The organism is Bradyrhizobium sp. LVM 105 (genome assembly GCF_003957705.1).
Lineage (GTDB): Bacteria > Pseudomonadota > Alphaproteobacteria > Rhizobiales > Xanthobacteraceae > Bradyrhizobium > Bradyrhizobium frederickii.
This window is the reverse complement of sequence record NZ_QZMV01000002.1, coordinates 328,876-349,807: the sequence shown is the minus strand read 5'-3', so window position 1 is coordinate 349,807 and position 20,932 is coordinate 328,876. Positions and strand designations below refer to the sequence as shown.

Genomic DNA, 20,932 nt, shown 5'->3' with positions numbered 1-20,932 from the left:
CTCGCGGCCGGCATCACGCTGAATCCACTGGCGCTGCTGTGCGCGGCGGGCGATGCGGAGCTAGAGACGATCTGATCCATCGTCCGCACCGTCCTCGTCAACCTGGAGGATGGTCTCCGAGAGCAGCGCGGCGGCTTTCTGAAGCGGCGCGATGAAACGGTCCAGCTCGGCGAAGCTGACGCGGGCCACGGGAACGGAGACGCCGAGGCAGGCGATCAGCTCACGGTCCGGAGACAGGATGGGCACGGCGCAGCCGACCACCCCTTGCACGTATTCTTCATTGGTCTTGGCCCAGCCGCGCTTGCGGGTCTCGTCGAGAACCTTCATCAGGTTTTCGACATCGACGATGGTGGTCTGCGTGTACTTGGTGAGCGCAAGTGCGCGGCACAGCTTCTCACGCGCCCGCTGCGGCAGCCGGCTCATATAGATCTTGCCGGTCGAGGTGCAGTGGAGCGGCGCCGCTTCGCCCGGATTGAACTGCAGCCCCTGCGGCTGCGACACGCGGACACTGTCGACATAGGCAACGACGTTGTCCCGCACGACGCCGATCTCGCATTGCTCGCCGATCTCGGCCGCCACGGCGCGCAGCACGGCGTGCCGGCGCGCGGTGCGGAAGGCCGCGCCGATGACCTTGGCCGACAGCGTGACCAGTTGATTGCCGACCACGTAGCGCTTTGTCCCCAACGCCTTCTGCAGAAGCCCGCGCTGCTCGAGATTGCCGATCAGACGATGCGCGGTCGGCAGCGGGAGGGCCAGTGCGCTGGCGATCTCCGCGACCGAAACGGCTCTGACCTGGCCAGCGACATGGCCAACGATGGCGAATGCCCGGTCGAGCGGTCCATCGGCGTTGATCTCAGGCATTCTTCTTTCCTCCCTCGGCGCGAGTTAATTATCATTTTTCGGAATGAATACTATTGAAATATGAAAATAAATCTGGACCGCTTGAGTGGGTTGCCCATATCGTTGGCGTTGCCGACAGGTGATTGGGATTTGTGCAGTGCCGTCCACGGCCCCGCCGGGTGCGCTGATCGGGAGAATGGGATGTCTCGCCATTACGACGTCGATGCCGTGCGGAAGGAATTTCCGGCCGTCGAGCGCATCACCTATCTCGACTCCGGTTTCCAGACGCCGCTGGCGCGGCCGGTCAAGGCGGCGATCGATCTCTTCCTCCGCGAGGGCCTTGAGACCGCCGGCCCGAAAAACGTGTGGCTTGACCGTGTCGAGCAGACCCGCGCGAGGCTGGCGCGGTTTCTCGGAGTGACGGCCGATGAGATCGCCTTCACCAAGAACACCTCGGAAAGCATGAACATCGCCGCCAACGCGCTGCCCCTGCGCGCCGGCGACAGGGTGCTGATGATCCATGGCGATCATCCCAACAACGCCTATGCCTTCCTCAATCTGAGACGCAAGGGCGTGACGGTCGATTTTGCGCCGATGACGGAAGTCGTGGACGCGGACAGCCTTCGTCCGCATCTCGGCGAGAAGACCCGGGCGATCTCGATGTCGCAGGTGACCTTCCACGCCGGTCATCGTTTCGACGTCGAAAGCATCGGCGCGCTCTGCGCGGAGAAGGGGCTCTATTTCATCGTCGACGTGATGCAGGCGATCGGCGTCGTGCCGATCGACGCCAGGGCAATGCGCGCGACCTTCATCGGATCGGGCAGCCACAAGGGCCTGCTCGTGCCGCAGGGGCTTGGCCTGCTGGTCTGGGACAAGTCCAGGACCGAGCTCGAGCCCGCCTATCTCGCCGCCGCCAGCCTTGCGGAGGTCCCGGCCGATCTGATCGCCCGGCCCGACGGGCTCGAGCCCGCCGCGAGCGCGCGCCGCTTCGAGCTCGGCAACTTCAATCTTCCGGCGATCCACGCGCTCGGCGCCTCGCTCGACATGATCGAAGCCCTGGGCGTGCAGAACATTCAGAACCATTGTCTCGATCTCGGCGATCATCTCATCGCCGGCCTCGATGCGCTGGACGTGCGCCTCGTCGGTCCGCGCGAGCGGCGGCACCGCGCGCCGCACATCTACGTTATCGCGCTTCCTGCCGCCGAATGGCTCGGCCATTTCGAGCAGAACGGCATTCGCGTATCGCCGGAGCGCGACGGCATTCGCGTGTCGTTCGGAATGTTCAACTCGTTCGCCGACGTCGATCGCCTGATCGACGTCATCAAGCGGCGCGGCGTGAAGCCGTCATCCAGGGCCGCCTAGACTGTTTTTATTGGAGGGGAGATGCACATGAATGGTTTTGCGCGTGTCTGGGGCGTTCTGTCCGGCCTCGCGGCCGCCGCCGCCTTTGCTGCACCGTCGATCGCGGCCGACAGTCCGACGCTCGCCAGGATCAAGTCGAGCGGGGCCATCACCATCGGTCACCGCGAGGCTTCCATTCCGTTCTCCTATCTCGGTCCCGATCAAAAGCCGATCGGCTTCTCGCTGGATCTCTGCGCGGCGATCGTCGAGAGGGTCAAGACGGAGCTGAACCTGCCCAATCTCGCTGTCAAATACACGCCGGTGAACTCGTCCAACCGGATCCCGCTCATTCAAAGCGGCACCATCGACATCGAGTGCGGCGGCACGGCGAACGACAGGAAGCGGCAGGAGCAGGTCTCGTTCTCGGTCGCCACTTTCGTCAGCCAGCCGCGCTGGCTGGTCAAGGCGGATAGTGGCCTGAAGACGGCGGGCGATCTCAAGGGCAAGACCATCGTCGTGACCCAGGGCTCCAACGCGGTCGGTTTTGCGCAGGGCGTCAACGCCAAGGAGCAGCTGGGCTTCAACATCGTCCAGGCGAAAGACCACGCCGAATCCTTCCTGATGCTGAATACCGGCCGTGCGGCCGCCTTCATGGAGGACGATATCCTGCTCGCCGGCCTCAAGGCCGCCGCTGCGAAGCCGGATGCGCTGATCTTTCTCCCCGAGGGCTACGCCAAGATCTATTATGGCCTGATGTTCACGAAGGGCGATACCGGCTTCAAGGCGCTCGTCGACGACGTCCTGTCGAAGCAGATGGCCTCGGGCCAGTTCGAAAAGACTTACGCCAAGTGGTTTACCCGCGCGATTCCGCCCAAGGGCGAGAATCTCGCATTTCCGCTGACGGACGAACTGCAGCAGCGGATCGCCCATCCCAGCGACGCGGTCGACTAGCCGGAGACAAGGACCGGGGTTTCAACCGGGATTCATTGGCACGCTGATCCTCTCTCGCATCCGGAGCTTCGAGGTTGGCCATGTTCGCAGTGCTTTTTGAACAGACGGCGGATGGCCAGCGCTATATCGACTGGCTGTTGTCGGGCCTCGGCTGGACCTTGGCACTGGCCTTCTTCGGCTGGTGGATCGCCTTTGCCCTCGGGATCGTCGTCGGCATCGGCCGCACCGTGCAGAACCGAGCTGTCGCGGCGCTTGCGCGGCTCTATGTCGAGATCTTCCGCAACATCCCCGTCCTGGTGCAGATGTTCCTCTGGTACTTCGTCCTGCCGGAGATACTGCCCACGACTCTCGGAAATGCGATCAAGCAGATTCCGCCGCCCTGGGGATCGTTCTTTCCGGCGCTCATTTGCCTCGGGCTTTACACCGCAGCCCGGATCGCCGAGCAGGTCCGTGCGGGGATCGAGGCCCTGCCGAAAGGACAGGCCGAGGCGGCGAGTGCGCTTGGGCTCGGCGCGTATCTGACCTATCGCCACATCATCGTGCCGCAGGCCCTGCGTTTGATCGTGCCAAGCCTCACCAGCGAGGTGATGGGCATCTACAAGAACACCTCGGTCGCCCTCACGATCGGGCTGATGGAGCTCACGGCCCAGGCGCGCCAGATCAGCGAAGCGACGTTCCAGACCTTCACGGCGTTCGGCGCTGCAACGCTGATCTACCTCGCGCTGGCGCTGATTGCCTATCAGGGCATGGCGCTGATCGACAGGGCGGTGCGCATCCCCGGCACGACGCGGACGGAGGACGATATCGCACCGAATCTCGCCGAGGAGGTTCAACAGGCCGGCTCATTGCCCGCGGGGATGGAGATCGCGAAATGAACAGCCTCGATTTCTCGATCGTTCTGCAGGCCTGGCCCTATCTCTGGTCCGGATTGCTGTTTTCCTTGGCGCTCACCGCGGTCGCTTTCGTGGTCGGCATGGTCCTCGGCACCTGCTTTGCGCTGTTGCAGCACTTCGAGGTGCCGGTGATCGCAAGGATCGTGCGCGGCTACATCGCCCTGATCCGCTCGATCCCGCTGATCCTCGTCCTGTTCTGGTTCTTCTTCCTGGTGCCGATCGTGCTCGGTCACCTCAGCGGAAGCGGCGGCCCCGTTCCGATCGGCGCCACCTGGACGGCCTTCATCACCTTCGGCCTGTTCGAGGCGGCCTACTATTCGGAGATCATCCGCGTCGGCCTGCGCGCCGTGAACCGCGGGCAGTTCGAGGCGTGCCAGGCGCTTGCCTTGTCCACTTTCGAGACCTATCGCAGCGTGATCCTGCCGCAGGTGCTCCGGGTCGCGAGCCCGATCATCCTGAGCCAGACCATCATCCTGTTCCAGGACACCTCGCTGGTCTACGTGCTCTCGCTCACCGACCTGCTCGGCGCAGCCTCGAAGCTTGCGCAGCTCAACGGCCGTCTCGTCGAGATGTACCTCGTGATCGTCGTGGTCTACCTCGCGATCAGCTCGGCAGCCTCGCAAGGCGTCGCGCTCCTGCGCAAGCGCTATGCGATCGCCGGCGCGCGTCGATAAGCAATCAGACGAAACATCCTGTCCCCTGGGAGACGAAAATGGTTCAGCAGACCGCCGTGGACGAGACGAGCCGACCGCAGGCCATCGTCGCCGTGGAGGGAGTGGTGAAGCGGTTCGGGCGCTTCACGGCCCTGAACGACATCAATCTCAGCGTGAGGGCAGGGGAGAAGATCGTGCTTTGCGGTCCGTCGGGCTCGGGCAAGTCGACGCTGATCCGCTGCATCAATCATATCGAGAAGCATGACGCCGGCCGGATCGTCGTCGACGGCGTCGAGCTGACGGACCGGATGGGGGACATCAACAACGTCCGCCGCGAGGTCGGCATGGTGTTCCAGAGCTTCAACCTGTTTCCGCATCTCTCGATCGCCGAGAATTGCATGCTGGCGCCGATCAAGGTGCGCGGACTGTCGCGCGCCGAGGCGCACGAGCGCGCGCTCGGTTTCCTGCGCAAGGTGCGCATCCACGATCAGGCGAACAAATATCCGGGACAGCTGTCTGGCGGCCAGCAGCAGCGTGTCGCCATCGCGCGCGCCCTCTGTATGCAGCCGAAGATCATGCTGTTCGACGAGCCGACCTCCGCGCTCGACCCCGAGATGGTCAAGGAGGTGCTCGACATCATGGTCGAGCTCGCGCGGGACGGGATGACGATGGTCTGCGTGACCCACGAGATGGGCTTCGCCCGCGAAGTCGCCGACCGGGTGGTCTTCATGGACCGCGGCGCCATCGTCGAGGAAGCCGATCCCGAAACCTTCTTCCGCGCGCCGAGCACGGAGCGGGCAAGGGATTTCCTCGGCCAGATCATTCATTGATCGAGGGCGACCTTCTTCCGGGTTCGGTGCGATATAGCGTTCCGCCGAGATCCCGATCTTCGCTGCAGCGTCGCGGGCAACCTCATAGAGCGCGGGATGTGTCGGGTTCTTGGACGTCAGGACGTCGAGTCTTGCGACGTTCGGGAATACGAGCCGGACGATGTCGAGCGTCTTGGCGGTGAGGTCGCCGAACATGTTGGCGACGCCGGTGATGTTGCCGCCGGGTTTGGCGAAACTCTTCACGAAGCCAGAGCCGATCGGATCCGTCGATGGCGACATGACGATGGGAATGGTCGATGTGGCTTTCTGTGCGGCGGCTATCGCCGGAGTAGCCTCGGCGATGATGACGTCGGGCTTCAATTGGAGAAGCTGCTGCATCAGTTCCGGAAGCTCTGAATAACGGCCATTTGCGTCGCGAACATCAAAAACGAGATTCTTGCCTTCTTCTTCGTAGCCGAGGGAGCGGAGCGCCTCCTTGATGAGGGGAGCCGTGGCCGAGGCTCTTCCAGACACCAGATAGGCCACGCGCCAGGTCCGGGATCGTTGCGCAACCGCATTCTGCGTTGCCAAACCCAAGCAGCCGATAAGCGCCACGCGACGAGAGATTGTGCGATGCATGACGTTGCTCATGAACTTGAAAAACGTGCTGCTAACATGCCGTTGGAATCCCGCCAGCGGCTTGTGGCGCCCCTCAACCCGCGCCGAATGGTCCCGCGCAGGCGCTGCGACTTCTGATGGTGGCACTCTGCCGTCGTCGGCGCCACGGCTTCGCCGGGGAATCTGCGCCGTCGGTTGTCCACACCCACGATCCGCAGTATCGAACCGCACGCTTGACCTACTAGCGATCGATAATTTGCCAACGCTCGCTGGCCTCGCATTGGTCGCGGCATGGGCACCAAATCACGCGAGGTCATCTGGAGCGGCTGGATCATGGGGGCGGAAATCTCCGCCAGGCACGCGCGCGAGGAAGCGAGGAAGGCGGTCCGCGAGGTCGATCGCGCCGAGGCCGAAGCCTGGTCGATCCGCATGGAAGGTTACGGCGGCCCCTCGCAGCCTTCACCGACGATCGCGCAATGCCTCAACGGCGGCATGGGCTGGCTCGAGGTCGAATGCTACAGGTGCAAGACGCGCGCGAGCCTGTCGCTCGATGCGATCCGTCGGCCGCGCCATACGCCGATCTGGAAGCCTTGCTCAAATGCCGATCGTGCCAAAGGGACGTTCCGCACCGCCCATCCACATGATCAAGCTGACCGCAACGCAAAGCATCACGCCCTACAAATGGGTGCATCCGACCGAGGAGCGCTAGTCCAGGCGCTGCGATGACAAGGGCGCTTGTCGTCTGAGCTTCAACCATCCGCCGAGTGCTGACGACCAAGAGCCGTGCATAAGATCGGCCGACCGCGCAGGTCGGGAGCGCTATCGAAATGCCGATCAGGCAGAGATCATGTTCGACGTTCTCGTGAATTCCCTGGCTGTTCTGTCCTTCGGCTTTCCCGCCGTGCCATGGCTCATTGGTGCGCGATGGGGAAGAAGAGGCGTTTGGCTCAGTACGGGATTTTGCCGTCGTCATCCTGCTCTGTCTTTTTCCCATCGTGTTTTGGTTTGGGTGCGGTGCCTGTGGGCAGGGCGCGCTAGCCATCTTCGTGCTGGTGCCGATCTGGATCGCTTCGGCATTGTTCACGATCGCTTCGGCGGCGGTTGCCCACTTCAAATTCGTGCGCTGACGTCCGGAGGCGCTGGGGTTACGAGCCCCCGCGTTAGCACGGACCCGCAGCACGAAATCAGCAACGGCGCGCCGAATCGAAGCGGCCGCGAGTGGGGGTGTCCTCGACGTCGCAATAACTAAACAAGCGGGGATGGCAGGGGATGCCACAATGAACACGCCCGAATGCTATACCGTGATGGTCACTTGCGGCTCGTCTCTTGCGATTGTCGTCCTAATGGCTCGGGGCTTGGTAGGCGCGCACAAGCGCGGTGCTTGCGTACGGCAGACAGCCGCCCAGGCGAAGGCCCCGCTAGACCTGCCGGCATGGAGCCGACGTTCCTCCTGACCGCCGAATTGGAGCTCGCCAGCTTCGCCTGGCGCGCGCTGCGCCGCCACTTCCCCTCCGTGACACCACACTCCTGAAGGCAAGCCGTCCACTTTCAACCGCCAGTGGTTGTATCGGTGTTACTTTACGCTTCAGCCCTCGCGTGTGATTTCGGTAGCGTCCCGATGAAATTGCGTCTAGCCTATTGTCGATTGGTTCAAACGACGAGGCTTGTTAGGCGAGATTGTTGAATCCGCCAACGAGCGCGACATTCTTCGCGAGGATCAATGAAATCAGTGCCTTCGAACGTTGCTCCATGCTCGCCGAACACTGCCAATGACGGCGGTGTGACGACGTTGAGCAGTTGTGCGCAGCAGGACTCTGATCCCTCAATAAGCGCTGTCCCCGAGTTCGAAAGACCTTTCCGAGCCGTTCTTGTGGCTGACGTGGTCAGCTACACTCGGCTTATGGAAGCTGCGGAGGTCGAGACGCATAGTCGTTATCGGACCCTTCGTGTCAGCGTAATAGACCCCGCCTTGGTTAGTCGAAGAGGCGAGATTGTTAAAAATACTGGTGATGGTTTCGTTGCGGTGTTCGAGAGCCCGCGGGACGCCCTCCGCTGCGCCTCTGAGCTGCAGCGGGAAGTCACTGGGTTTGAGGCTCAGCAACCTCCCGAGCGCCGCATCGCTTTTCGCATCGGTGTCCATTGGGAGCCAGTTATCTTTGATCTGAACGATGTTTATGGACATGGCGTCAATATCGCAGCACGCCTGCAATCCGTCGCTCCCGCTGGCGGCGTTGTGGTCTCCTCTGTCCTTCTGCGGGTGGCCTCGGATCTGAGCGAGTTCAAGTTCGACGACTTGGGCGAACTCCATCTCAAGAACCTGTCACGGCCTGTTCATGCCTTTCTCCTCCTCATGCCGGGAGTAGACCGCAGTACAGTGCTTGGCGCTTCCAGCAAAGCCACGGGGCGCGCCAAGTTACCTTCCATAGCTGTTCTTCCATTCACGAATATCTCCTCGGAGGTTGGCGACAGCTATTTTGCTGAAGGCTTCGTCGAAGACATTATTGTAAGCTTGAGCAATATTCAGGAGCTCCTGGTCGTATCACGTGGGTCGACGATGCCATTTCGGCGGCGAATGATCGATCCCATTGAGGTGAGCGAAAAGCTCGGAGTTCGCTATTTCGTCAGCGGTCGCGTTCGCCGGTCGGGGAAGCGGATCCGGCTCTCGGTCGATTTGGTCGATGTCACCTCCGGCGCCGTAGTGTGGGCGGAAAATTATGACACGGACCTCGCGGAGGTCTTCGGTGTACAGGATGAAATCGCCACTCGCATCGTCGAGAAAATCGCCGCATATGTCCGCCGGGCCGAAGTCAAACGTGCGCTGCGAAAGCCTCCCAAGAGCCTGAACGCATATGACTATCTCCTCCGTGCGCTTGACCTGCTCTACAAATTTGATTTCGCGAGCTTTTCGCAAGCCAGGGGACTGCTCGAGAAGGCCATAGAGGAAGACCCTGAGTACGCGGCACCGTACGCGTATTCTGCGAAATGGCACAATTTCAACATCGCAGAGGGCTGGTCGGTAGATTTCGATGCGGATTCGGCTGAGGTGATCCGGCTGTCCAATTGCGCCATCGAAAGAGACCCGCACAACGCTCTCGCGCTCGCGATACAGGGGCACGGAAAGAGCATGTTCTTTCGCGACTACGACAGCGGATTGGATCTGTGTGAGCGTGCTCTCGCCGTATCCCCCAGCAACTCGTGGGCATGGGTGTTCAGTAGTGGGACTCCCGGATTCATCGGCGATGCTCTAACCGGAATTGCCCGGGCGGAACGCGCGATCCGGCTGTCCCCGCTTGGCCAACAGGCGTTTTTCAATTTCTGCCTGCTCGGCCAAAATCATTATCTGAACGCAGCTTTTGATGATGCCATCCGCTGGTCGAAAAAGTCTTTGAACCTCAGTCCGCGTTTTGGAAACGCCGCACGAGTCTTGGCCGCCAGCCTGGTCGCTGTTGGTCGCATGGATGAGGCGCGGCAAGTGTCGCTGCACCACAAGCACATCTTGCCCGCCTTTAGGGTATCGGACTACGCACGCCGTTGTCCGTTCAAGGAGCCTCAGGGGTCATTGTATGTGGAGCGTTTAAGAGCAGCTGGGCTGCCGGATTAAAGGGGCAGGAGCCCGGCTCAGGTTGTTAGCCCCACGATGGAGAGCAACTATGACTGATGTCGAAGGCGGCGGAGTCGGTGGTGGCGGTGGCGGTGGCGGTGGCGGCGGTGGCGGTGGCGGCGGTGGTGGTGGCGGCAACGGTTCAGTGAGCGGCGGCTACGTCGGCGGCGGAGTCCCCCCACGTCCCTTCCCAATCTTCGAGGGCCTGTGTTCCATCCAGCCTGACCGCTTGAATTACGAAGCGACATTCCCCGAATCCGCTTGGCGGCCTGACTTTTTTGCTCAGATAGCATTGGCCGAATTCGGCAGAACTGATTGGCAAAGCATAGATGTCAGGGGGCCGCCGACCAATCACGCTGTCATTTTTGCGGAAATCGAGGATCTTCTTGGGCCGGCGATGGATGATCGCGACGATTTGGCAAATGAGATCATTGACCAGGACGTCAGACTCGTCGGCTATTTTGCGCAGGTCCTCATGCTCTCGCCGTCGGCGCATCCCAATACGATCAAGATCATTGAGATGGCTGACCATGTCGGGCTGATGGTCGCCGTCTATTATAAGCTCAAGTTCAATCGTGGGCGGCCGCAACAGGTGTGTCCAGCGCTTTTCCCAATGATTGCCTCTCCCTGGCACGCCTCCTATCCAAGCGGACATTCGCTTGAGGGCCACCTGATGGCGTTGTCGCTGGGAGAGATTATGCCCGGCGCTAAGAGCGCACTGATGGCACTGGCCGCGCGCATCGGAAAGAATCGCGAGATCGCCGGCGTCCACTACTCAAGTGACACCGTTGCTGGGAAGGAAATTGCTGAATCCGTGTTTCCGTACCTCAAGGATTGCGCCACTTTTAGCGCGGTGCTCGATGCTGCAAAAAAAGAGCACTGAACGGAGTCCAACGCCGCGCCGCTGAAGTTGCATCCTTGACTGTGCGACGAAGCACCAAGCGACGAGCAGTACTTGAAATTGACTTATCGATTCCAGCCTCGAGGGGATTGCCATGGGCGAGTTGGAGGAAGTTTCCGTAATTGACAGAACGCGGATTCCGCTGGACCTGGGTTATGAGGAGCCGGAGCTGGAGACGACAACCGAGGCGCTGCATCCCAATTTTACGATGCAGCAACAGTGTCACACCTACTGGTGCTGGGCAGCCGTCGCTGCCAGCGTCTCGGGTTTTTACGATGAGGCCAGTCCATTCACGCAGTGCCTCATCGCCAATCTCGTGCTTAACCGGCAAGATTGCTGCGATTTCGCTTGCGGCGTTCCGAATTTGGAATTCGATGTGCCGCACACGCTTGGGTCACCACTCAACCAAGTCGGTTGCCTCGGTAAATTGGCCCTCGACCACCGCGCGACACGAATCGACGTGCAGCAGGAGATCAACGCAGGCCGGCCCCTTTGTGTACGCACGGTTTGGTCCGGTGGAAATGGAGGGGCGCACTTCCTGGCGATAGTTGGATATCTGCCGGATACTGACAGTTTGGTTCTTGAGGATCCCTTTTACGGCCCGACACCCGAGATCAACTATGACCTATTTTGCACACGGTACCAGCACGCGCGCGGTGTTTGGACGGATTCCTACTTCACAAAGGCTCCTGACTAGCAAATTGCCTCTACGGAAGGAGAGAACGAGATGCCAATTCATCCCAGCGATCCTCCGGCGGCCGCCGTCGAAGCCGTGAAACGAGCAGTGGCCAGCCGCGCGGGCAAATCGAGATTTCCGCGGTCCAATCTTTCCGTTGCAGACCTCGGTGCGGTCTCAATTTCTATGCCGCATCAGGTCGCCCACCTGCCACTTGGCAATATCCATCGCGCAGCCAGCCTCAGGATGGCCGCGATACTGGGTGACTGGAGATTTCTTGTTCATGAGACGAAGCGGCGCATCGTCGCCGACAATGATGAACGAGAGGAGCGCGTGCCAATTGCTGCTGCCACAATGGTCATGACCGCGACGGGGACGTATGAATTAGGTGAGTTGAATGAAGGGCCGTTCGTGGCGGCGACCGAGGAAGCGATTCGCCGCGCCGAGAAACTCCCCGAGGTTCAGAAAGGACGCTTCGAGGCCGTATTGCTCATCGTGCCGGCGGTCTACGTGGTAGCGCTCTGGCTACAAGATCGCGATGGCGATGCGGACCTATTGTTGACGATGCCGCCCTCGAACCCGGCGTTGATGCCGTACCGGCCGATGACGTCGCCCGCATTCCTCGACATCGTGCACAAGCTTGCTCAGAAGGCTCCTTCCGATGGCGTTACGAGAGGGTGACCGCGGTCCCCTCTTTTCGGGCGTCATGATCGAAATATTGAGAGTGTAAGCAATGCGCGAGAAACGGGGCGAAGGCGGCGCGACTTCACCAGGGCAGTCCGGAATTCGTCAAATGATGTGAGGCGCACGAAAATCCGCAGCACCGACTTCAGCCGCAAGGTGATGCAGTCGAGGCCATGGAAAAAGGATGCCGATAGGGTGTTTCGGGCGCTCAGAGGAAGCGAACGCGGTGCTGTGGCTATGCAGCGACGCTGCGAGCTATGTGACCGGCCAGTCCATCTCGGTCGACGGCGGCTTCGTCATGCGTTGAAGTCGTCTTCTGGCCTGTTGCTGACCTGTCGCGTGCCCGCCGATCCGGGGGCTTGTGACCCAAGGCGACTTTGAGTGCGCCAGTTGAATAAATTGTTAGGGAGATGCCGTACGCTAAATTCGTATGGGCACTAAACAATTCATTGCGCAAGCTTACGGCTCTTCAAAGATGAAGCGATTTCAGACACCACTGGTCCATCCACTCCCGGTCAAGCGGCCTCGTTTGGCTTGACGTTCTTCCTGTGCCAATGGCAGGACCGGCCTATGTGTCGCTGCACGACCCTCAGCCACCGGGCGTCTGGATCGGTGACGGGATCGAGCCGACATTGGTCGCCGGGCGCTCTATGAGTCCGCGGCAGAAGCCCAATGATTTCAATGCCCCCGCTACTGTGCATGGGGTTGTTTTCGCGCTTTTTGTTTTGAAGGTGCCGAGCCAGCCGCGCGTCAACGCCGTCCGCGCGGCGCCTCGGCCTTGGCCGGCGGCTCGGTCTGCGGCGCGCAGGTCGCGGCCTGCAGGGTTGCCTGCGCCTGCGGCATCAGGCCGGGCTCGGGGGCGAGCGCCTTCATCACGATCAGGCCGGTGGTGGTCGGGGAATCGATGATCAGGCGGTCGGCCGCGGTGACCTCTTCGTCCTCGGGCAGCTCGTTGTGCTGCGCCTCCGTCATCAGATCGAGCTCGATCACCTTGCGGCCCGCCGAGCGGTCGTTGATGGCGTAATAGGCGATCTCGTTACGGGTGTAGAACGACACCGAGGTGTAGGCCTGGCTGACGGGCACGGTGAGCTTGATCGGTCCGCCCGAGAGGTCGTAGCGGCAGATCGCCAGCGCAAAGGCCGGGTCCATGAACGGCATCGGCGACGTGTTGGGATCGGTGAGGGGAAGCTGGCTGACGCCGTTCACCTTCGTCATCGGCGTCAGCCGCGAATAGGCGTCCTGCGTCGCGATCCGCGGCAGCGCCAGCACGCTGACGAGATGGACCACGAGGCCCAGAACGATGCCGGCAACGATGGTGAACAGCAGCCGGATCATGAGCAGCCCACCGTCGAGATGCTGGGCATCGGCGCATCGCGCTGGGTGCGCGTGGCGACGCCGACCGGCGTGTCGTAGAGGCGCAGCATCAGGGCGTAGCGCTCGATGCCGCCGGTCGGCAGCCAGTTGCCGGCGCGCGAGCGCGAGGCGATGCGGATCTCGAACGAGCCGTCGGAGGACCGCACGATCTCCTGGCTGGTGAAGCCGTAGCGCTGCAGCGAATTGGCGACGAGATGGCCCTTGCGGTCGTAGAGCGTCAGCGTCCAGAACCGCGCCGGCGGCGTCACGCCGGAGACGATCACGTCGCAGCGGCCGTCGAGCGCCTTCTTCTTGTCGTCGGTGGTGGCGGTGAAGGCGACGCCGTCGCCGGTGCCGATCGGCAGCTCGCCGTTGCGCACGATGGTGGCGCGCGAATAGGGATCGACGTCGGCGGTGCCGGTGCGCGGCCGCGCGGTCCAGGCGCCGATGGTCAGCGCGCCGATCTCGGTGCCGCGCGTCGTCGTCATCCAGGTCGCGCCGACGCCGACCACCGTCGCGAGCAGAAGAGCCGTCAATGTGATCAGGATCAGACGCACGGGTTTCGATCAGTTCTTGCGCGGAGCCGAGGCGTTGGCATTCTCTTCCGCGTAGTTCTGCGGGAAGGCGAGCGCACTCGTCGCCGCGGATGGTTTGCTGTCGGCATCCGCCGATTTCTTGGCCGTCCGGGCGGCGTCATCCAGCAGCTTCTCGACCCGCACCAGGATGTCGGCGCCGCGCTTGGTCAGCACCGGCGGCGGACCGGGCTTGGTCTCCAGGATCTTCGGCGCCGCATTGGCCTGCGCGTTGCTGACATGCTGCGGCGGCAGCTTCTGGCCCATGCCGATGCCGGGGATCTCCCGGACCTCGACGCCCTGATGCGCCGCGAGCATGATGTCGTGCCAGGTCTGCGCCGGCAGCGAGCCGCCGGTCATGCGGTTGGTCGGCGAGTAATCGTCGTTGCCGTACCAGACCGCGCAGGTGAAATTGCCGGTGTAGCCGACGAACCAGGCGTCGCGATAGGCATTGGTCGTGCCGGTCTTGCCCGCGGTCGGAATGCCGTCGAGCGCGGCGCGGCGTGCGGTGCCTTCGCTGACGACGTGGCTCATCATGCCGGCCATGTCGGCGGCGACGGACGCGGGGATCGCCTGCCGCGGCTTCGGTCCGTCGCGGTCCCAGCGCCAGACGAGATCGCCGGTGCCGGTGCGCACTTCGAGCACCGCATGCGGCGTCACCGCCTTGCCGCGGTTGGGGAAGGTTGCGTAGGCCACGGCGTGCTCGAGCACGGTGACTTCGTCCGAGCCAATCGGCAGTGACGGCGTGTCCGGCAGCGGCGCCTTGAGGCCGAAGCGGCGCGCGACCTCGACGATCTTGGCGCGGCCGATCTTGGCCGGGTTCGGCGCCTTCGGCTGCTCCTTCTGGCCGATCGCGATCGAGAGCTTCACCGGCACGACGTTGATCGAGCGGGTGATCGCCTGCGTCAGCGTCACCGAGCCGGAATAGGAATGGCCATAATTCTGCGGGCACCAATTGCCGATGCAGACCGGGCCGTCGACCACGATCGAGTTCGGCGTGTAACCGTTCAGCAGCGCCGTCGTGTAGACGTAGGGCTTGAACGAGGAGCCGGGCTGGCGATAGGCGTCGGTGGCGCGGTTGAACTGGCTGGCGCCGTAGTCGCGGCCGCCGACCATGGCGCGGATGCCGCCGTCGAGATCGGCGACGACGGTCGCAGCCTGGGTCGCGTGATAGTCGCGGCCGAACTGGCGCAGCTGGTTCTCGACCGCGTCTTCCGCCGCCTTCTGCACGTTGGTGTCGATGGCGAGGCGCACCACGAAGACGCGCTCGCTGTAGGACTTCGGGAAGGTGTCGACCAGCTTGCGCATCTCGTCGAAGGCGTAGTCCAGATAATAGTTCGGCGAGGCCTCGTCGCGGCGGTCGACCGCGAAAGCCGGATTGCGGCGGGCGCCGAACACCTGGCCCTCGGTCATGAAGCCGGCATCGACGAGATTGTCGAGCACGACGTTGGCGCGGGCGCGGGCGGCGGGCAGGTTGATGTGGGGTGCGTACTTGGTCGGGGCCTTGAACAGGCCGGCGAGCATCGCGGCTTCCGCCAAGGTCACGTCGCGTGCCGACTTGTTGAAGTAGAAATGCGCCGCGCCGTCGACGCCGAAGGTGCCGCCGCCCATATAGGCGCGGTCGAGATACAGCTTGAGGATCTCGTTCTTGGTCAGACGCCATTCCAGCCAGATCGCGAGGAAGGCCTCGTTGACCTTGCGCTCGATGGTGCGCTCGTTGCTCAGGAACAGGTTCTTGGCGAGCTGCTGGGTGATCGAGGAGCCGCCCTGGCGGACGCCGCCGGCCTGCGCGTTGGTGACGAGGGCGCGCGCGGTGCCGGCGATGTCGATGCCGAAATGCTCGTAGAAGCGGCGGTCTTCGGTCGCCAGCGTCGCCTTGATCAGCACGTCGGGAAAGTCTTCCAGCGGGATCGAGTCGTTGTGCTTGATGCCGCGGCTGCCGATCGGGTTGCCGTAGCGGTCGAGGAAGGTCACCGCCAGATCGGACTTCTTCAGCCAGTCCTCGTCCGCGGTCTCGCGGAAGGCGGGGATGGCGAGGGCGAGCATCACGACCAGGCCGCCGAGGCCCAGCGTCGCCGCCTCCGACAGCGGCTCGATGAACACCCAGCGCTTCCAGCGCCCGACATAGAACCGGTCCATGAAGGTCGAGTAGCGCTCGTAGAGTTCGCGGATGCCCTTGGCCGAGGAGAACAGCGAGGAGTCGATGCGCGCATCGAGATCCAGGAAGAAATTCCGGATCCTCTGCTTCCAATGCGATGGTATGATCTGGCGCACCTGGAACCTTTGAGGCTCGCTTCAACAGCGTTCAAGCACCCGGCCGGGGCGGCGTCGAGACGTCTTGGGGGAATGTTGCGGCAAACCCAAGGCGCCCGGCCAGCATCCGAGGGACTTGCTGTTCCTTCTAGCCGAGCGGGGCCCATAAACCAATGGTCACGCTCGCGATTTTGAACAACAGGCCTAATTGACCCCGGTTCATTACGGGCCTCAAAGGCGCCTTGCTTGCACCATCGCGGCCGCACGCCCTAGAAGGCGTGGCCGTCACTTTTTCGAACCTTTGTTGAGGCGCATGACCGCAGCTCCCAAACGACCTTCAGGCCAGGAAGGATTCTTCTGGAAAACCAAGACGTTGGAAGAGATGTCGGCGGGCGAATGGGAAAGCCTGTGCGACGGCTGCGGCCGCTGCTGCCTGAACAAGCTCGAGGACGAGGACACCGGGCAGATCTATTTCACCCATGTCGGCTGCAAGCTGCTCGATGGCGCGAGCTGCGCCTGCAAGGACTATCCGAATCGGTCCGACAAGGTTCCGGATTGCGTCCGCCTGACGCCGGCCAATGTCCGCACCCTGAACTGGCTGCCGCCGAGCTGCGGCTACAAGCTCGTCGCCGAGGGGCGGGACCTCTATTGGTGGCATCCGCTGGTGTCAGGCGATCCCAACACCGTGCATGAAGCCGGCGTCTCCGTGCGCGGCCGGGTTGAAGGCAGCGAGGAGGAGATCCCGGACCAGGAGCTCGAGGACCACATCGTGCAATGGCCGGCCGTGCTGCCGAGACGGGCTCGCCTGAAGCGACCTCCGAAGGACTGAGCCGCCTTCCAGGGCAGGATCAGTCCTTTCGAGCGAAAACTCGTCATGCCCGGGCTTGTCCCGGGCATCCACGTTCTCCGTACCGCGCGAAAGATCGTGGATGGCCGGGACAAGCCCGGCCATGACGACGGAGACAGGTCCGACGTCGTTCATTCGGCTGATCAATTGTTCGGGATGGCCCGGGGGCGGGATGCACCCATGCGCGGCGGTGCCTGCCTGGGAAGGACTTTGCTGTCTACATTGGGCTGCATAGAACGAATCCTTCGCGGCGTTGCGCCGCCACACGACGTCCGAGCGAAATGAACAAGTTCGACCGGCAGGGCGCTTCTGCCGACCTCCAGACTTTGCCCGACGACATCGCCGAGGAGCTGTCCCGGCTGCCGAGCGAGGTCATCAGCGTCGACGACGCCCCGTCCATCACGCCGCCGGCGCCGCTGTCGCAGGACGAGGTCCGCACCATCGTCATCAGCCTGATGCTGACGATGTTCCTGGCGGCGCTCGATCAGACCATCGTTGCGACCGCGCTGCCGACCATCGGGCGCCAGTTCCAGGACGTCTCCAATCTCTCCTGGGTCATCACCGCCTATCTGCTCGCCTCGACCGCGGTCGCGCCGGTGTTCGGCACGCTCAGCGACATCTACGGCCGCCGCGCCATGATCATCATCTCGCTCAGCCTGTTCGTGGCGGGCTCGGTGCTGTGCGCGATCGCGCCGAACATGCCGATGCTGATCCTGGCGCGCGGCCTTCAGGGGCTCGGCGGCGGCGGCATCATGCCGGTGGTGCAGACCGTGATCTCCGACGTGGTGAGCCCGCGCGAGCGCGGCCAGTACCAGGCCTATTTCTCCAGCGTCTGGATGGTCGGCGGCATTTTGGGCCCCGTCATCGGCGGCGTGTTCGCCGAGCATCTGCACTGGTCGATGATCTTCTGGATCAACCTGCCGCTCGCGGCTGCGGCCATCGTGATGCTGCTGCCGAAGATGAAGAAGATCCCCGTGTTCCACCGCAAGCGCAAGGTCGACTGGCTCGGCGGCGTGCTGCTGATGGCCTCGGCCGTCGTCTTCATGCTGGTGCTGACCTGGGGCGGCACGCGCTATGCCTGGCTGTCGCCGACCGTGCTGGCGCTGGTGGGCGGCGCCGTCGCGCTCGCGGTCAGCTTCGTGTGGCACGCGCGCCGCGCCGACGAGCCGTTCCTGCCGCTGAAGCTGTTGACCGGATCGGTGGCGCCTTTCGCGCTGACCGCCGGCGGCTGCGGGCTCGGGGCGATCACCGGCCTCACGGTGCAGCTGCCGCTCTATTACGAGTCGGTCTACCATTTGAGCGCAAGCGAGGCGGGTCTTGCCCTGATCCCGCTTGCGGCGGTCTCGACCGTCGGCGCGGCCGTTGCCGGCCGCACCATGGCCCGTGCGAAACACTACAAGCGCGTCGCCATCGTCGGCACCTCCTGGGCCGCGCTGTGCGGCCTCGGCCTCACGTTGACCACCTTGCCGCTCTGGGGCCTGTTGACGCTGATGGCGGCGTTCGCACTCGGGCTCGGCACCACCTTTCCGGTCTGCGTGGTGTCGCTGCAGAACTCGGTCGCGCGCCCGCAGGTCGGCACCATCACCGGGGCGATGAACTTCTTCCGCTCGCTGATGTCCTCGTTCACGGTGGCCGCCTTCGCGGCGATCCTGCTTATCGCGCTCGGCGTCGACGTTCCGCTCGCCGGCGAGCATCACGCCGCGGGCAGCGTTGCGATCCCCGCCGACGATATGCGGCACGCCTTCCGCTACGTGTTCGGCGCCGCCACCGCGCTGATGACCACCGCGGCGCTGTGCCTGATCGCGATGGAGGAGCGGCCGCTGGCCGGGCCGTCGGCGCAGCAACCCGTCGAGATGGCGGAGTAGGGCTCAGCCCGCACCATCCGGCAAGCTGCTCTTCCGCGGCAGCAGAATCGTGAATTCGCTGAACTCGCCGGGCTTGGTCGCGACGTCGATCGTGCCGCCATGCTGCTTCACCACGATGTCGTGGCTCATCGACAATCCGAGGCCGGTGCCTTCACCGGCCGGCTTGGTGGTGAAGAACGGATTGAACATCTTCTCCTTCACCTCGTCCGGGATGCCGGTGCCGTTGTCGCGAATGCGGATCTCGACCTGATCGCCGCGGTCGCGGGTCGCGGCGGTCACGACCGGCTCGTAACCGGCCGCCTCGCTCTCCGCCTTGCGCTTGGCGACCGCATGGAATCCGTTTCCGATCAGGTTCAGAAGCACCCGCGTGATCTCCTGCGGGAACACATCGGCCGAGCCGGCCGCCGGATCGAGGTCGCGTTCGAGCGTCACGTCGAATTGCGGCTGCTCGGCGCGGGCGCCGTGATAGGCGAGGGTGAGGCTCTCTTCCACCACCGCGTTGATGTCGCTGATCCGATGCTCGCCGCCGCCTTCGCGCGAATGCAGCAGCATGTTCTTGACGATGGAATCGGCGCGCCGTCCGTGCTGCACGACCTTGCCGAGATTGTCCTTGAGAAGCCCCGTCAGCTCGTCGACCTCGGCGCGAATGTCGGCTGCGAGGCTGACCGGTGCCAGCACCTCGTTCAGCTCGTCGGTCAATTCGGCGGAGACCGAGGCAAAATTGTTGACGAAGTTGAGCGGGTTCTTGATCTCGTGCGCGATGCCGGCGGTGAGCTGGCCGAGCGAAGCCAGCTTCTCGGTCTGGACCAGCCGGTCCTGCGCCGCGCGCAGATCGTCGAGCGACTTGGCGAGCTCCCCGGTGCGGCTCGCGACTTCGTTGAACAGGCTGACATTCTTGATCGCGATCACGGCCTGATCGGCGAAGGTCTGCAGCAGGCGCACGTGATGCTCGGCGAAGGCACCGGTCGCACGGCGCGTCGCGATGATGATGCCGATGGCCTCGCCCTCGCTCATCAAGGGCGCGAACAGCATGCTGCGATAGCCGCGGGCGCGCGCGATGTCGCGCGCGGCCGGCTCGAGCTCGGTGTCGGGTAATTGCGCCGCCGCGCCATTGGCTACGAGCCCGTAAGGCGGAAACTGGGCGAACGGCACCGGAAACGAGGCCTGCAGCACGCGATCGCCGGCCGGATCGGTCGGTGTGAACGCGGCAAGGTGCGCGGCGCCGTCGGCATAGCGCAGCACCGCCGTGGAGAAGCCGCCGATCAGCCGGTTGGCGTTGGCGGCGATAGCGTCGAACACCGGCTGCACGTCGGACGGCGAGGCGGCCATTACCTTCAGGATGTCGGCCGTCGCAGTCTGGCGCTCCAGCGCCGCTTTCGTCTCGTTGAACAGGCGCGCATTCTCGATCGCGATCACGGCCTGGTCGGCAAAGGTCTGGAGCAGCTGCACGAGGTCGGGCGCGAACGCGCCTGTTACAGTGCGCGTGACGCTGATCATGCCGACCGGCGTGCCCCGGTTCATCAGCGGCATGAACAGCACGCTGCGGAAGCCGCGCAGCCGTGCAAGGTCCCGGTTCAGCTCAGGGACGTCGTCGGCCTCGCTGTCGGGAAACTGGATCGTCTCGCCGCCGCGCACCAGCGCGAAGGTCGGAAACTCCGTGATCTTGCGCGGGAAGGAGGCCTTCAGCCCTTCGTCCGCCTCCGGGCTGGTCGGCGTGTAGGCAACGAGGTGCAACTCGTCGCCGATGAACTGCAGCACGGTGGCGGAGAAGCCGCCCAGCAAGCGCTTGGAGCTCGAGGCAATCGCCTCGAACACCGGACGGGCATCCGAGGGCGAGGCCGCGATGGTGCGCAGGATCTCGGCGCTGGCGCTCTGACGATCCCGCGCAATCGCCAGCTCGCTGCGCAGCCGCGCATTCTCGGCTGCGAGTTCATCGGCGATATTGTTCGGAGAGTTGGTCATTCCTGATCCGGCCTGATGCCGCGACGCGCGCGGCACCCGGCCGGATTATCACATCTTTCGCGGCGGGAGCCAGCGCCGGGGTTCACCTCTCCCGAAGGGAGAAGTCGGATCGC

At 63.4% G+C, this 20,932-nt stretch carries 18 protein-coding genes and 2 pseudogenes; 14 read left to right on the top strand and 6 right to left on the bottom strand.

Going from position 1 to position 20,932, the window contains the following annotated elements; translation table 11 throughout:
- Nucleotides 1-60: 60 nt before the first annotated feature.
- Nucleotides 61-861: an IclR family transcriptional regulator gene (locus tag D6B98_RS06955; RefSeq protein WP_126256188.1), complete on the bottom strand. Its 801-nt coding sequence runs from the start codon at nucleotides 859-861 to the stop codon at nucleotides 61-63.
- Between the two features lie 180 nt (nucleotides 862-1,041).
- Here D6B98_RS06955 and D6B98_RS06950 point away from each other — a divergent pair, with 180 nt between their 5' ends.
- The 5 genes from D6B98_RS06950 to D6B98_RS06930 all read left to right on the top strand — a co-directional run bounded on the left by D6B98_RS06950 (nucleotide 1,042) and on the right by D6B98_RS06930 (nucleotide 5,508).
- Nucleotides 1,042-2,202, top strand: coding sequence for an aminotransferase class V-fold PLP-dependent enzyme (locus D6B98_RS06950; protein ID WP_126256187.1), 1,161 nt, complete (start codon nucleotides 1,042-1,044; stop codon nucleotides 2,200-2,202).
- Between the two features lie 21 nt (nucleotides 2,203-2,223).
- Nucleotides 2,224-3,132, top strand: a complete 909-nt coding sequence (locus D6B98_RS06945; RefSeq protein WP_126256186.1) for an amino acid ABC transporter substrate-binding protein — start codon at nucleotides 2,224-2,226, stop codon at nucleotides 3,130-3,132.
- Between the two features lie 80 nt (nucleotides 3,133-3,212).
- A complete protein-coding gene (locus D6B98_RS06940; protein ID WP_126256185.1) occupies nucleotides 3,213-4,007 on the top strand; it encodes an amino acid ABC transporter permease in 795 nt (264 codons plus the stop codon).
- Nucleotides 4,004-4,699 (top strand): amino acid ABC transporter permease, encoded by a 696-nt coding sequence (locus D6B98_RS06935; RefSeq protein ID WP_126256184.1) that lies wholly within the window; start codon nucleotides 4,004-4,006, stop codon nucleotides 4,697-4,699. Before D6B98_RS06940 ends, D6B98_RS06935 begins: the two co-directional genes overlap by 4 nt.
- A 38-nt stretch (nucleotides 4,700-4,737) precedes the next feature.
- Nucleotides 4,738-5,508, top strand: coding sequence for an amino acid ABC transporter ATP-binding protein (locus tag D6B98_RS06930; protein WP_126256183.1), 771 nt, complete (start codon nucleotides 4,738-4,740; stop codon nucleotides 5,506-5,508).
- Nucleotides 5,509-5,586: 78 nt separating this feature from the next.
- Here the strand turns inward: D6B98_RS06930 and D6B98_RS41895 are convergent.
- A pseudogene (locus D6B98_RS41895) lies at nucleotides 5,587-6,126 on the bottom strand (ABC transporter substrate binding protein); the annotation flags it as partial.
- A 270-nt stretch (nucleotides 6,127-6,396) separates the two neighbouring features.
- Here D6B98_RS41895 and D6B98_RS06920 point away from each other — a divergent pair.
- The 7 genes and pseudogenes from D6B98_RS06920 (at nucleotide 6,397) to D6B98_RS06890 (ending at nucleotide 12,274) form a co-directional block, all read left to right on the top strand.
- Nucleotides 6,397-6,814: pseudogene (locus tag D6B98_RS06920) on the top strand (hypothetical protein).
- Nucleotides 6,815-7,019: 205 nt separating this feature from the next.
- On the top strand, nucleotides 7,020-7,232 hold the full coding sequence (locus D6B98_RS06915; protein ID WP_205680462.1) for a hypothetical protein: 213 nt from the start codon (nucleotides 7,020-7,022) through the stop codon (nucleotides 7,230-7,232).
- A gap of 743 nt (nucleotides 7,233-7,975) precedes the next feature.
- Nucleotides 7,976-9,706, top strand: a complete 1,731-nt coding sequence (locus D6B98_RS06910; protein ID WP_164718447.1) for an adenylate/guanylate cyclase domain-containing protein — start codon at nucleotides 7,976-7,978, stop codon at nucleotides 9,704-9,706.
- A 49-nt stretch (nucleotides 9,707-9,755) separates the two neighbouring features.
- The gene (locus tag D6B98_RS06905) at nucleotides 9,756-10,589 is read left to right on the top strand and encodes a phosphatase PAP2 family protein (protein WP_205680461.1); all 834 of its coding nucleotides are present in this window, start codon (nucleotides 9,756-9,758) and stop codon (nucleotides 10,587-10,589) included.
- A 112-nt stretch (nucleotides 10,590-10,701) separates the two neighbouring features.
- Nucleotides 10,702-11,304, top strand: coding sequence for a papain-like cysteine protease family protein (locus D6B98_RS06900; protein ID WP_126256179.1), 603 nt, complete (start codon nucleotides 10,702-10,704; stop codon nucleotides 11,302-11,304).
- Nucleotides 11,305-11,334: 30 nt separating this feature from the next.
- Entirely contained in the window at nucleotides 11,335-11,964 is a 630-nt protein-coding gene (locus D6B98_RS06895; RefSeq protein ID WP_126256178.1) for a hypothetical protein, read from the top strand.
- Between the two features lie 187 nt (nucleotides 11,965-12,151).
- On the top strand, nucleotides 12,152-12,274 hold the full coding sequence (locus D6B98_RS06890) for an SDR family oxidoreductase (protein WP_245481282.1): 123 nt from the start codon (nucleotides 12,152-12,154) through the stop codon (nucleotides 12,272-12,274).
- 443 nt (nucleotides 12,275-12,717) lie between these two features.
- Here the strand turns inward: D6B98_RS06890 and D6B98_RS06885 are convergent, their stop codons facing one another.
- Genes D6B98_RS06885 through D6B98_RS06875 form a run of 3 tightly spaced genes read right to left on the bottom strand, consistent with a single transcriptional unit; the run spans nucleotide 12,718 to nucleotide 16,166 of the window.
- A complete protein-coding gene (locus tag D6B98_RS06885) occupies nucleotides 12,718-13,302 on the bottom strand; it encodes a DUF1254 domain-containing protein (RefSeq protein ID WP_126256177.1) in 585 nt (194 codons plus the stop codon).
- Nucleotides 13,299-13,877, bottom strand: a complete 579-nt coding sequence (locus D6B98_RS06880) for a DUF1214 domain-containing protein (protein WP_126256176.1) — start codon at nucleotides 13,875-13,877, stop codon at nucleotides 13,299-13,301. Before D6B98_RS06880 ends, D6B98_RS06885 begins: the two co-directional genes overlap by 4 nt.
- A gap of 9 nt (nucleotides 13,878-13,886) precedes the next feature.
- Entirely contained in the window at nucleotides 13,887-16,166 is a 2,280-nt protein-coding gene (locus D6B98_RS06875) for a transglycosylase domain-containing protein (protein WP_126256175.1), read from the bottom strand.
- A gap of 292 nt (nucleotides 16,167-16,458) precedes the next feature.
- Between D6B98_RS06875 and D6B98_RS06870 the strand changes: the two genes are divergently transcribed.
- The gene (locus D6B98_RS06870; protein WP_126256174.1) at nucleotides 16,459-16,974 is read left to right on the top strand and encodes a YcgN family cysteine cluster protein; all 516 of its coding nucleotides are present in this window, start codon (nucleotides 16,459-16,461) and stop codon (nucleotides 16,972-16,974) included.
- 299 nt (nucleotides 16,975-17,273) lie between these two features.
- Nucleotides 17,274-18,857: an MDR family MFS transporter gene (locus tag D6B98_RS06865; RefSeq protein WP_126256173.1), complete on the top strand. Its 1,584-nt coding sequence runs from the start codon at nucleotides 17,274-17,276 to the stop codon at nucleotides 18,855-18,857.
- Nucleotides 18,858-18,860: 3 nt separating this feature from the next.
- Here the strand turns inward: D6B98_RS06865 and D6B98_RS06860 are convergent, their stop codons facing one another.
- Nucleotides 18,861-20,819, bottom strand: a complete 1,959-nt coding sequence (locus D6B98_RS06860) for a GAF domain-containing sensor histidine kinase (protein WP_164718446.1) — start codon at nucleotides 20,817-20,819, stop codon at nucleotides 18,861-18,863.
- Nucleotides 20,820-20,932 lie beyond the last annotated feature (113 nt).